The sequence below is a fragment of the Paenibacillus solanacearum genome, assembly GCF_910593845.1.
Lineage (GTDB): Bacteria > Bacillota > Bacilli > Paenibacillales > NBRC-103111 > Paenibacillus_G > Paenibacillus_G solanacearum.
In genome coordinates, this window is sequence record NZ_CAJVAS010000042.1 from 1 (window position 1) to 13,569 (window position 13,569).

The 13,569-nt window shown below is 54.5% G+C and carries 8 protein-coding genes; all 8 read right to left on the reverse strand.

What is annotated here, in order from left to right; genetic code table 11:
* Positions 1–255 precede the first annotated feature (255 nt).
* The 8 genes from KXG62_RS27750 to KXG62_RS27785 all read right to left on the reverse strand — a co-directional run bounded on the left by KXG62_RS27750 (position 256) and on the right by KXG62_RS27785 (position 13,477).
* Positions 256–3,972 carry a cobaltochelatase subunit CobN gene (locus KXG62_RS27750; protein ID WP_218095283.1) on the reverse strand — a complete coding sequence of 1,239 codons (3,717 nt, stop codon included), beginning with the start codon at positions 3,970–3,972 and terminating at the stop codon, positions 256–258.
* Positions 3,973–4,061: 89 nt separating this feature from the next.
* The gene (locus tag KXG62_RS27755; RefSeq protein ID WP_218095284.1) at positions 4,062–6,002 is read right to left on the reverse strand and encodes a VWA domain-containing protein; all 1,941 of its coding nucleotides are present in this window, start codon (positions 6,000–6,002) and stop codon (positions 4,062–4,064) included.
* Entirely contained in the window at positions 5,992–6,930 is a 939-nt protein-coding gene (locus tag KXG62_RS27760; RefSeq protein ID WP_218095285.1) for a magnesium chelatase ATPase subunit I, read from the reverse strand. Before KXG62_RS27760 ends, KXG62_RS27755 begins: the two co-directional genes overlap by 11 nt.
* A gap of 79 nt (positions 6,931–7,009) precedes the next feature.
* Complete coding sequence (locus tag KXG62_RS27765) at positions 7,010–7,873, reverse strand: ABC transporter ATP-binding protein (protein ID WP_218095286.1); 864 nt, start codon at positions 7,871–7,873, stop codon at positions 7,010–7,012.
* Positions 7,870–8,871, reverse strand: a complete 1,002-nt coding sequence (locus tag KXG62_RS27770) for a FecCD family ABC transporter permease (protein ID WP_218095287.1) — start codon at positions 8,869–8,871, stop codon at positions 7,870–7,872. Before KXG62_RS27770 ends, KXG62_RS27765 begins: the two co-directional genes overlap by 4 nt.
* Positions 8,861–9,862 (reverse strand): ABC transporter substrate-binding protein, encoded by a 1,002-nt coding sequence (locus KXG62_RS27775; protein WP_218095288.1) that lies wholly within the window; start codon positions 9,860–9,862, stop codon positions 8,861–8,863. The genes KXG62_RS27770 and KXG62_RS27775 overlap by 11 nt, the downstream gene beginning before the upstream one ends.
* A 292-nt stretch (positions 9,863–10,154) precedes the next feature.
* Positions 10,155–12,122 (reverse strand): glycoside hydrolase family 55 protein, encoded by a 1,968-nt coding sequence (locus tag KXG62_RS27780; RefSeq protein ID WP_246627674.1) that lies wholly within the window; start codon positions 12,120–12,122, stop codon positions 10,155–10,157.
* Between the two features lie 50 nt (positions 12,123–12,172).
* Positions 12,173–13,477, reverse strand: a complete 1,305-nt coding sequence (locus KXG62_RS27785) for an ABC transporter substrate-binding protein (RefSeq protein ID WP_218095290.1) — start codon at positions 13,475–13,477, stop codon at positions 12,173–12,175.
* Positions 13,478–13,569: the final 92 nt, after the last annotated feature.

Genomic DNA, 13,569 nt, shown 5'->3' on the forward strand with positions numbered 1-13,569 from the left:
CCTTTCAACGCCGCCATTATTTCACCCGTAATCGCGATGGCTACATCGCAGGCATTCTTATTGAATGTAACCGACATCGATTATTCAGCTAACTGTCAAGCACTGATTTTTAGATTGAGCCTTAATTACCTACTTTAAAGTAGGGATAATAGGAATGAGTCTAGCTCGGGCCTCGACAAACTGCCTGTTCTCGACGTGGGTACATATCTGAGTGGTGGACATATCAGAGTGCCCAAGCAGAAACAATCACAACAACTACAGCACTGGAGCGGATTCTTCCAAGTCCCCTTCCAGTTCGAGATATTTTTGTCGCAGGAGGCCCAGTTCCTCATCGTTTGGCTGCCAGTACCCCCGCTGATGACTTTCCAACAGTGTTTCGATCATCGCATGATAAGCCCATCGATTGTTTTCCTTCATTTGACGGCTTCTCTCTGGGTCTTCGACATAAACGGCATGCAGCTGATCGAACACCCAAGGCTCAACTTTGCCGGTCATGGCGGCCAAACCGAGTACGTACTCGAAACGGCGGGCAATCGTTTGAGTCCCGTGATACGGATGCTTGAGCAGCGCATCAATCCATTTCGGATTGGCCAGACGGGTGCGCACCCCACGGGCGATGGAATGTTCGGCCGACTCCGTCAAGATCCGCTCTCCGGTCGTGTCGGTAATGTGGATTTCGGGACGGCTTCCTTTCGCCAGCTCCACGGACTTGGACAATCCCCCGAAATATTCGTAATAATGGTCGGAATCCGTTACCTCCCGTTCATGACTGCTGCGAATTTGCGAGACGATGTCGACCGCCTGCAGATGAGAACGGAACAACTCCGGCTCTGCACGTCCGCGTGACTTCAGACTATATAGGTGCTGCTGGCTTTCTCCATATTTATGGCCAAGCTCGGCCTCTTCGGTCCAATGCTTCGTTTCGATCAACTTGGTAACTGAAGTCCCGTACGCTCCCTCCGCCGGACCGAATAGGCGAGCGCTGGCCAAATCCGCAATCCGCTCTGCGTCGTAACGGGCTGAGAGCAGTTGTTCCGCCGCTCTTCTCGTATGGGCCTTGAAATAGTTGAGCGCCTCGGGCTCATCCAGCTCGGATACTTGACGGAAAATACGATTTAAATCGTCGAGCAGATTCGGGAACATGTCACGAAATAATCCCGTCATATGGACAACAACGTTCAAGCGCGGCCTGCCCAGCTCCTGAAGCGGGATCATTTCATATTCGGTCCGGAACGCCCCGCTGCCGCCTCCGCCTTTGATGCGTACGCCCAGGTAATGAAGGATTTGTCCAATCGTTTCGCCTTGTGTCCGCGACGTTTCCAGTCCCCAGACGACGACTGCCGTCGTTACCGGATATACGCCGTGCTGCTCCCGGTACTCCCGAATCGAATTTTCGGCGACGACCGCTCCGCGTTCGACGGCTGTTGTGCTCGGTACGGCACGCGGATCAAATTGATACAAATTGCGTCCGGACGGGAGCACCTCGGGACTGCGAAGTGCGTCACCAGCAAGCTTAGCCGGCACGTATTTTCCTTCGAGCGCACGTAACAGTCCTTCCATCTCCTCGTTCGCCAGTGTGCTCTCGTACGCCTGATAACCATACTCCAGCGACCGGAGCAGCGCCGTACGCCATTCCGGTCGCTCGCCCGCATACGGAGATGGCAGCTCTTTGGTTCGAATAAACATCTCTACGATGGACTCCGCTTCCAGATCCAGCTCCCGCAGAATCGACATGTCTCTGCCTGAAGCCAGCGCCTCAGCATCCCATCCTTTGCGATCGGCAAGCAAGCGGCGCAACGAGCGGATGTCCCCCCGCTCATGGCGCAGAACGAAGCGCATATGAGCTGCCGCAGCTTCAGAAGAATATCCATCGCCCAGCACATGCAGACCGCTTGGGATGACCGAACGTCTCATTCGATACAGCTCCTCTTCCATCGCCTCCGGCGTTGTACCGGAGAAATGCATCGATTCCGCACGTTCCTGCAGCTTCCGAAGAATGTCTTCGCATCGCTCCGGATCCAGTTGCTCCGCTTCGCGGTATTCGTGCAGCAGCATCTCCAGGCCAAGCCACTCTCCATACAGCTCCGCTTCCGTGAACGGAGGGGCCTGGTACCCGATCAGCACCGCATGACTGCGCCGTTTGGCAATCATCGCCTCAGACGGGTTGCCAATGTAATAGTAATATAGATGCGGCAAATCACCGACAAGATCGTCCGGCACGCAATCGCCCGACATGGCACATTCTTTCCCCTGCAGAAACTCCAGTGTGCCATGCGTGCCGACATGAACGACGGCATCCGCTTCCAGCTCATCGCGTATCCATTGATAAAATGCCGTATATTGATGGGTCGGTGGCAGCGAACGGTCATGATACGATTTCTCCGGGTCTTCGTGAATGCCTCGTGACGGCTGCAGACCGATAAACACCTGATTACTCATAATGCCGGGGATCAGGAAGGCGCCTTCCTCCGTCATCACGTCGCCGGGCGGCTCGCCCCAATGCTCTGCGGCGTCTGCCCCCCACGCCTTACGCTTGAGCTTGGCGCTAAAGGCGGGATCACAATAACGGATCATGCCGGTTGGCGCCCGCTCGCCGGACCATTTTCCGGAATTGACCAGCCCGCATTCCATGAAACGGGCACGCAATTGCTCCGCGGACATTTCTTCCACGCCATACCCCCGCTGCTTCAGTTGAGTAAGCAAACGGGAAACCGACTCGAACGTATCGAGGAAGGAAGCGCCGAACACGTTCGCTTCGCCGGGCGGATAATTGTAACAGATCAGGGCGAGCTTCTTGTCCCGGTTCGGCTTGCGCTGCAGCGTAAGCCAGCGCCGGACGCGATCCGTGAGCCGCTGCACTCTATCAGGTATCAACGCCAGCTTGTTCAAGGAAACGGCCAGCTCCGGGTCCTCCCCGTCATGCCGCAATGCGGCGATCGGATAGGTTTCAATGCTGCCGTCCAGTTCCGGAAGCACAACCTGAACGAGATATTGCGACGGCGCCAGTCCCCGGGTCGATTGATTCCATTCCTCGAACGTCGTGCTCGACAAGAAAAATGGATGAAGTACGGGCGCCTCCAATGCTTCAAGCAATTGTGCAGCTTCGCCATGGCCGGCTGTTCCCGAGACAGGACCTAGACCAAGGCGAAACGGCAAAAAGTTCAAGATCAGATTCACAGGCCGGCCGTCTCCCGACATCAGCTCGCGCAGCCGGGGCAGCGAAATATTCATGACCGATGGAAAAGCGATTGGCAGCACATCGGCGAACACCTCGATTTGTCTCAGCAGTTGTCCGATGCAATCCCCGGCGTTCGCCGGGTTGCCGTTGCCCAGAAAGAAAAAGGCTACGATAGGACGAACATTCGTTCCGGCGTAACCACGACTTTCCCGAAACGCAGCATAGGAAGAGAATGCCTTCCGCTCCGTCGGCTCGAAAATGCACAGCTCCCGTACGTATACCGGTTCGGACGGCTCCGGCAAGTAAGTGCAGCCGCCATACATCCGGCCTGCCAGACAGAGCAGGCCAAGCATGTTATTTGCTCCACCGCCGCGCCAATATTCGGTCAACCGGACATAATGGCGGTAATCCGTTCTTTTATCAACGGGAAGCTGCTCTCCGGCGTACGGTGTCCGCTGAGCAGGCAGATCGCCGGCTGTCAGCTTGCCCAGGCGCAGCACTGAATGAATATCGGAATCATTGCTTCCAACCGGAACCATGTGAGCCGAACGATTCTGAACGATGCGCCCGACATATGTAATCGACTCCTTTCGCACACCGTGCGCATCGATTATTACAAGGTCGGCCGCTTCGAGTTTACTTGCGATATGTATCCTTTGTGCGTCGGTAAGCTCCGCGCCGAGATCGATCAGCTCCAGCTTGAACCGGCGGCGCTGCTCCTCCGCAAGCGTCCGGTACGCTTCAGCCAAATGGGCAAGCGCCATCTCTCCGCCCGTCAATACGGTTATTTTCATCGAAATGCCCTCCTTCTCCTCTTAAAAATAACCGGATCTCTATGAAACAAAATAAAATATCCGCTGTAATCTAAGGAATAAAATGCATACTACAGCATCGTGCGAACAATACGCTCGATACGTCCTGCTTCCAGCTCTTCCAGCCGAACATACTGGCCATGCAGCGCGTCGGAGAGCTTTCGGGCCAAACCCAGCCGCACAAGCCCTTGTTCCGTATCAATGACTAGCGTCTGCATACCGGACGCTGCGATACGCCGAGCGATGTCCATGCTTTCCATCCATGGATCAAGTCCCGAACCGCTGCTTACGTTCGCCCTGCCGTCGGTGATCACGATCATGGCGGGCACCTGTCCGCTTTTCTTTCGCATCAGCGCGCGGATCGTCTCCGCGCCTTTGTGCAGACCGAGCGATAGCGGCGTCTTTCCTCCGGTAGGCATGGCCTGGAGTCTGCGCTCAGCCAGCTCGACGCTGCGGGTTATATCAAGCAGCAGCTCGGCGCGGTCCCCCCGGAATGACACCAAGCCCACGCTGTCGCGTTGTCGGTAAGCGTCGCGCAGAAGCGATAATACCGCTCCCTTTACGGCCTTCATCCGCTTGGCGGCATTCATCGAGCCGCTGGCGTCGACCACGAAGAGCAGCGCAGTTCCCGCACGGCTCTCCCGCACCTTCTCGCGCAGATCGCTTTTGTTGACGATGACCCTGCCGGGTGCGGCATCAGTTGAAGAATGCCCCGCCTTTCGCAGACGCTGAAATGGCGCTGCCGCCCGAAGCGTCGCGTCGAAGGCCAGATCGCGTACCTTACCCCGCGGGGTGATCGCCCGAATGTACCGGCCCTTTCCTGCCCCAGGTCCCGTTTTATTTCGTTTCCCCGATCCTCCGTAATCCTGGGCTCGAGGCGGGACAAAGGCAAATCGCTGCACAGCGAAATCCCGGCCGATCCGCTCGATAATGTCGCGCGCAACGGTCGGCCCCGTCAAATCAGGACGCTCCTGTGGTTCTTCGCTTCCGTCCAGTTGGCGCTGGCGCGAAGTGTTCTCCAGCGGCTCTCCGTCCTGTGTCTGCCCGCGAAGGTCCGCCCCCGACTCGAGCGCGGACCTGTTCGGCATATGCGGCGATTGCGGTGCTTGACCGGATGCAGGGCCATCGTGGGCTTCCGCAGACGGCGGTGCATCTGCTTCTGACCGCATGCGGTGCGGCAGGACGTAGCCCGCCACTTTCCGCAAGTCTTCCGACCCTACAACTGAACGGTCTTCCCAGGCGGCGATGGCGCGCGCGGATTCGATCAATAGGATATCCGCCCGATGGCCTGGGCATCCGGATGCCCTGACGATTTCGGCGGCGAGCCGGAACGCAGCCTCATCGGCTCGCAGGGCAGGCAATCGGCGGCAAGCCTGCTCTATCCTTTCGCGCAATGCTGAGGTTTCGTCCTCGTACCTTAGGACGAAACCTTCCGGGTCCCGTTCGAACGCAAGCCGCCGGCGAATAATTTCCATTCGCGCAGCCGGATTCCGTTCAGCCTCCATCCGAACATACAATCCAAAGCCGTCATGGAGTGCCCGAGACAAATTCCCTTCTAGTGGGTTCATCGTCCCGAACAGCAAAAAACGTGACGACCGCCGCTCAGAAATTCCTTCCCGCTCAATATTGCAATACCCCGCCTCCGCTGCGAGCAAAATCATCCTTATCATCCGTTCCGGAAGCAAATTCACTTCGTCGACCACGAGTGCCTGACCGTCGGCTTCCGCAAGCAATCCCGGCGAAAGCCGTCTTTCTCCCCGCTGCATAGCATACTCGGCATCCAGCCCGCCCAACAGCCGGTCCTCGGTCACGTGCAGCGGAATGTCTGCAAACCGCCGCCCCGGCAGCAGACGGGCAAGACCGCGAATCAAGATCGTCTTGGACGTGCCCTGCTCGCCACTCAGCAATACCCCTCCAAGACGCGGATTCACGGCATAAAGCAGAAGCGCTTGTTTGGCCTGCTCCTGACCGACGACAGCGCAAAATGGATAAGCTGGCGGCTTATGTAACATGCGCGCCCTCCGTTAACAAATTGCCGAGCTGCTGCCGAAGCTCCTCCACCCCGCCGATCTGGTCTTCGAACGGGCGCTTACGCATCCGGTGCGGCAGCACAAGCATCGCCGCTTCCGTCATATCCTCCGGAAGAACGCGGGTCCGTCCTTGGTACGCAGCAAGCGCCATCGCTGTTTTCATCAGCGTAATATCCGCCCGATGGCCGTCCACTTCCAGCCGTATGCCGATGTTCGCAGTCCATTCGAGCATTTCTTCCGTTGGCTCGATTTGCCGCAGCAGTTCCTTCGCCTGAACAATTCGCTCCTGCAGTAACATTTGATCTTGCCCGTACCTTTGACGGAACGGTTCGGGATCCGACTCAAAAGCGAGCCTCCTGCGAATCACTTCCATCCGGCTCGGAACGTCTTTCTCTCCGCTAACCTCTACCGAAAGCGCGAATCGGTCGAGCAGTTGCGGACGCAGCTCCCCTTCCTCTGGGTTCATCGTGCCTATCAATATAAACTGCGCGGGATGCGAGTGCGACACCCCTTCGCGTTCAACCGTGTTGACGCCCATCGCAGCAGCATCAAGCAGCGCATCGACGATCGCATCATCGAGCAAATTGATTTCATCCACATACAAAATATGTCCGTGTGCTGCTGCCAGCAGCCCCGGCTCGAACCGTTTCTCCCCTTGACGGATCGCGTGTTCGATGTCCAGCGTTCCGACCACGCGGTCTTCCGTCGCGCTGACCGGCAAATTGACGACGTTCAGGCCGGGCATCAAGTCGGCAAGCGCCCGGACCGCCGTCGACTTGGCCGTTCCTTTCTCGCCACGGATCAGAACGCCTCCAAGTCTCGGATTGATAAGATTCAGCAGCAGTCCAAGTTTCATCGTTTCCTGTCCGACAATCGCAGTAAAAGGAAACACGTTATGCATCGGTTTCATAGTAATCCCCCTTCCTAATCAGCTTACGGTATCATCCGTCTCATCACTCATAGGTGTTGCGACGGATGCCAATTCTTGTCTATTCTCCAACCGGGCCGACTGCAACCGCCGGCTCAATAGGCTCAGCCCGTTCCGGCTGTTGCCGCTGCGGTCCGGTCTTGCGGAGCAGCCCCGTAATGAAGCAGAACGGTCGGCCGTCCTTCGGATTCCGATCAACATGTCCTTCCACGCCGAAGACGTCGGCAAGCATCGCCGTGGTGACCGTTGCCTCCGGCTTACCGCATGCGTACAAGCCTCCCTGCCTCATGACGGCGATCTCGTCCGAATAAGCGGCGGCATGGTTAATGTCGTGCAGTACCATGATGAAGGTAACGCTGTGCTGACGGTTGATCTTCGACACCAGCTCCAGAATTTCCAGCTGATGGCTGACATCCAGGAATGTCGTTGGCTCGTCGAGTAGCAAGACGCGAGATTGCTGGGCCAGCGCCATGGCGATCCAGACCCGTTGTCGCTCGCCCCCGGACAATTCGCTAAGCTTTCGCGAGGCAAAGCACTGCGTTCCCGTCTGCTCCAGAGCCCAATCGACGATCGCTTCATCCTCCTTCCGCATCGGTCCCCAAGCGGGCTTATGCGGGAACCGTCCGTAACCGACCAGCGTGCGCACCGTCATATCCGGCGCCTGATCCTGGCTTTGCAGCAGCAGCGTCAGCTCCCGCGCCAACTGCCTTGGTGCGAAGCCGCTAAGCGAATTGCCGTTTAGCAGAATCGAGCCGTTCTGCAGCTTGAGCTGTCCGGCGAGCGCTTTGAGCAGCGTGCTCTTGCCGCATCCGTTCGGACCGATAATGCTGTATATTTTTCCCGCTTCCGCATGCCAATTCAGCCGTTCAACGACCGATCTGCCGGCATATTGCAGCGTCGCGTCTTCCACGAGGAATGTTTTCAACCGGCTTCCCTCCTCAGCAAAAATAGAAAAAACGGCGCACCGAGCACTCCCATGATGATCCCGACGGGAAGCTCGACCGGGGCGAACATCAGGCGGGCTACCGTATCGCAGAACGTGACCACGGCAATCCCGAGCAGAGCTGTAGCCGGAATCAGCAAGCGGTAATCGCCGCCAATCATCAGCCTGGCGGTATGCGGAACAATCAGACCTACAAATCCGAGCAGACCGACAACGCTGACCGCGCTGGCCGCAAGCAGCGTTGCGACGGCGGTCATCACAAAACGGGTCGTTTCGACCCGCAGCCCCAGCCCTCTTGCGTTGGAGTCTCCGAGCGAAAGCACATTCATGTGCGTGGAGCCTGCCATAGCCAAAAGAGCGCCAGTGAGCGAATAAGGCAGTATGGTGTAAAGCTGCGGCCAGCTTTTGGCGGACAATCCGCCGACAAGGAACATCAGCGCGCCATGAACGCGGTCGCTGTAAAACACCAGCAAAGCCGAAATGCCCGAACCGAGAAAAGCGGAGACGGCGACACCAGCCAGAATAATACGAACCGGACTGATTCCCTGCTTCCAGGCAAGCACATAAATAAGAGCTGACGCCCCTGTCGCGCCGATGAACGCGACCGGTGTCAGCAGACGGGTCATGTGCGGGAATAAAATCAAAACGATGATGCCGAAAAGCCCGGCTCCCGAAGAAACGCCGATAATATGCGGATCGGCAAGCGGATTGCGCATCACCCCTTGCAATATCGCTCCCGAGCATGCCAGATTGACCCCCACTAGCGCTGCGACGAGCGTTCGCGGCAAGCGAATGTTCCACACGACGTCCTTCAGGGAGCCGTCATAGCCTTGGAACAAATACTTCCATATGTCCCCAAGTGAAATCGAGACCGCCCCGGAGCTTATACTGAATGCTACCGCCAAACACGCGGCCGCAAACAAGGCGGCAAGCACGAACACTCCCCTAGAAGCCGTGATCCGATCCCGCTTATTTTCCATTGCTGAAACGCTCCGGGTACACGAGCTTCGCCAGAGAGGCAACCGATTCATCCAGGCGGAAGCCGGGATTGGATAGGAACAGATCGGATGATAGCACGGCCATCCGCCTTTCTTTCACGGCCCGCAGCGAAGACCAGGCGGGTTGACTGGATAAATCGGCCTGGATTTTTTTCTCGCCTGCCTCCTTTGCACCGTGAATGAGAATGAACACGTAATCCGGGTTCAGCTCGGCCAGCTTTTCCAGGCTGTACGGAGCCGTAGATTGGCTGTTTTGCGGTGAATCCAGCGATTCCGCTACGTTTTTCATCTTCAGCATGTTCGCGACCTCCAGCCCTACCGTGTTCGTCCGCTGAATGGAGATGCTGGACGGGGTCACGTTCAGCATCACAAAAGTCGGTGTGTTATCGGCAGGTACCTTCCCGGTATATTGCCCGATTCGCTGATCCAGCTTCGACAGCTCTTCATTCGCCTTGCTTTCCGAACCGCTCAGTTTCCCAAGCAGGAGTGCTTTTTCCTTTAAGTCCTTATATGTACTCAGGTTGAACAGAGCGAAGGGAATGCTGCTCGCATCCAAAATAGGGGTCAAGTCACAATGAAAGTTAGGGGAACCGATGACCAAATCGGGCTTGAGCGATAACAGCTTTTCCGTATTCACGGTCGTCATGCCGCCAATGTCTTCAATTGGTTTTGCCTGTTCCGGCACATTTCCTCCGGACGCGGATGTCCTGGCGATCGCGGTACCACCGACAGCATATAACAGATCCAGCAGTTGCGGCGAAAGAACGACGATCTGTTGAGGCTCGGCCTTTAGTCTGACCGATCGGCCTGTATCATCCTGAAACGTTAAAGACTGCTGGGACGGTTCCGATGCCGAGGCCGTCTTGGGCTCTTCATTCCGGCTGCCAGGCGTTGTCGCTTGAGCACAACCAGCAACCAAAGTGATAACAAGACTCCCAATCAAGATGCGCAGCAATCGTTTGGACTGGTTCATGATTGCAATTCCACCTTTGCATATTATACTTGTAATTATTACGATTAGACGTCGTTCAACTCCTTTCGGATTGCCGCCTGCGTAACATCCTTCTCCATCCTTCGGATGCAACCGGTGCGTTTGCAGATTAATCCGGAATCTAAATTAATAGTAATAATTACTGTTTATATTGTCAATAAAAATTCCTCCCCGACAATTTTGTGGACACAGACACAAATACACCCACAATCAATTACAAGATTAATTGCAGGTGTCTGCCTGAAGGATTATCGTTTCGGCAACACAGCCGAGATTACCCGTTGGTGTAAACGGGCACGCCATCGTTGCCGATCGTTGCTTTATACCTTGCCCCGTTCGGCGCATAAACGTAATTGCCGCACCATACGTTCGTACCGGCTAGAAGGATAGTCTGCGATGCCTTCCCTTCCAGTTCTCCCGCCTGGAGCCGAATATTTTGGCAGTTGCTCAGCACATTCACCGCATACCGGTTCGCCCCGCCCGTTCCGGAACTATAATCGGGATTTTTGATTACGGTTGGGAACAAAATTTCACCGTTCCTCGCATTGTTCTCGATCCGGATCGCGTCGCGGTCCGCGTCAGTCGCCGTGGCGGCGCTATCTACGGTGATCCCGTCGATTTTGAACCCCCATACATAGTTCAAATAGACTCCCGTCCGGCCGATCTGTTTTAACCGGGAACGCCCGATTTGAATGTTGGCTGTGTACCCTTTGCTTTTGTACCAAGTTTTAACCGAAGCCGCCGTAATCGAGGCATCATAGCCCGGCTCCCCGGATATTGGAACGTTAAAGGAGACATCATGCTCTGTGACGATCATGCCCTCGGAGGTAATGTCTGTCACGGAATTGCTATCACCGATGATAACATCAGCAACATACGCCAGATAAGCGCCCCGGTATCCTTTCTTTATGCTGTTATGATCGATTTTCGCCTGCCTTACCCAAGAAAGATAAATGACATTCGCATTGCTTGAAGGCGATGCAATCCCTTGATGATCGAATAGGTTGCCGAGAATGCTTACGCTATCGTAGTAAGCGGCAATCGTTCCGAATGCAGCACCTGTAACGACCACACTTTCATTTTTTATATCCTTAAAAATATTTTTGGCGATAAGGATATTTTTCCCTGCTTGCGGCAATTTGGAATTCACCCCGGCCCCGTCCTTGTTGGCCAAGGACGAACCGCCCCATGCGCTGTCCAGCTTCACTCCTCTCGTACAACCAATAAACGTATTTCCTGATATCTCCACATCTGAAAATTTAAATAATCGAATCCCCGCATACGTCATCCCTTCAAAGGTGCATCCGTATACTTTGATGTTCTGGTTCCACAAATTATGAACTGCACTATGGTTTCCTACACCTGCAGCCCATGCTTGCGTGCCCGTCGTTCCGCTGGCGCCAAAATAGCAGTCGGTCACGCGAATGTTCCGGCAAGGCGTACCGTCGTTGATGCCAAAACCATTCGGATCCGACCCGAGCGAGTCGCTCGTCTGATTGGAAATCTGGATAGCTTCATGAAAATCATTATTTCCCGTGTGATCGCGAAATCCAAGAAACCGGCATTTGTGGAATGATACGTCCTCGCATGCATTCATATCGACGGCATGCCCTCCAACAACATCGCGGATTTCGACATTGTTGAACGTAATATTCCTGCCCCTGAGCAAAATGATTGCGTTATATCCATTAGGGAAATTAGCGATGTTCCCTTCAAATACGCCGCCCTCAATGATGATATTCCCGTGCCCGTCATATCCGCCAAACGTTTCTCCCGGATCCCCGTTGTAGAGGAACGCGCCCGCAAACGAACGGACAAGTGTAGCCATATTGAGCTTAAGATGCGTATTTCGGTATATTTTAAGCGGACTTTTCAACTTATATGTACCCGGAGGAACAATAACCTGTACAGGGCCGGTCTTGGCTTCATTCAATGCGCCTTGAAAAGCGGGGCTCCAATTCCAATCGGCGGGATCTGCGGTTTGGTTCGGAATGAGGTGCTGATAATCCACAACATTGATTCCCCCATTCTCATTCCCATTCCCGTACACGCTCGACGAAACGGAGGCTTGCCCGCTAACTGCATTCGACAATCTTCCCGCAACAGCGGCAGCGCCGGTCACGGCAATGGCGGCCAACAATTTTCTGCGGCTGATCCGGCTGTTTCGCGGTGCTTGCGCTTGTTCGGATTGTCCTTCTATAGTCGAATCCAGTTCAGTTGAGTTCTCGGTTTCCGGTTTCATCTCCAATGAATATACCTCCCCCAAGGTTCTTTCACCGCGGCAGACCGCGTTTAATTCCCTGCAGTTACCCTCTCATTAATTTGCTTGTTGATGCTTTCTTCCGCCTCTCTGAGCGCAGTATTCAAGTCAATGTTGTTTTTAACCGCTTTACTTACCGCCGCATTCATCGCCGACATCGCAATGGAGTCGTATTTGGTTGGAATAAACGTTTTGGCCGGTTTCGTTTTGTAAATGGCCTCAATATGCTTATTTTTCATAAAATCCATACTCGCACCGAAAGAACTCGCGAATTTAGGATCTTTCATGACGGGATATTTACCATGCTTCGACATATCCATTTGGACTTCATCGGAGGTCATCGCCATGATGACTTTGAAAGCAGCATCTTTATTTTTGCTTGTAGGTGATATTCCCATCGCATTGGCATCTGCCCGCGCACCAAGACCCGGTGCTTCCGGCCATTCCGGGTAAGTCGCCATATCCCATACATCCGGGCTGTTATAAAGTTTGTAACCCATAATATCATTGAGCGAGGCGTACATGGCCAATGTCCCATTGAGCATCGTTTCGGCCGCTTTTCCATAGGTAGATATTTGGCTGTTGCCTGGAATTTGATAGACTTTGGTCGCAAAGTCTAACACCTTCTTCCATTGATCCGTGTTGACGAGCGCTTTATTCGTTTTCGGATCGACATAAGGAAGGGACAGCTGTGAAGCCATCCGCTCGATGACGTTGACCTCCAAACCGCGGTATTGAATTCCGCCTTCATTTCTTGTCAGCTTTTTGCCAAGCTCGTACGTTTGTTCCCAGGTCATGCCGTCTTTCGGATAGGGAACGCCGAATTTATTGAAAATGTCCTTATTATAGTATAAAGCGGAAAAATGCCTGGTGTACGGGATGGCAACCAGATCGCTTCGCTGGGTAGCCGCTTTGATCGCATCCAGCACTTCCGGCTCGAAACGATTCAGATCCATTTTATTCGTCTTGATCAAATCGGTTAAAGGGGTAATCAATCCAAGGTCGGACCAGGTGCTAAAGCCGTAAATGTTGGTGTCGATGAGAATGTCGGGCGTTGCACCCGCGGTAATTAGCTCGGCAAGAGAACTTCCTTTTTCGTAAGGCTTCATTTCTACGGTTATCCATGGATATTTTTGATGAACGGGGTCGATGATATATTGTTTCCGTTCGTCTTCTGTCAACCATCCGGGAAGAAATCCTACGCTAACCGTAACGGGCGACTGATCTTCAACTGCCGCCTTCGAGTTATCGCTGCTCGTGGATGCTTGACTGCAACCCGCCAGAGGTAAGGTGGTCAATAGAGTCGGTAATAGTAACCATAAGTTTCTCTTTAACATAATTCCTCCCATGAATGTACGAACCGATTCTCGGATTCGCAGTCTTATCCATTTTTATTACGTAAATTGTTACTTTCGCCGAATCAAACCGT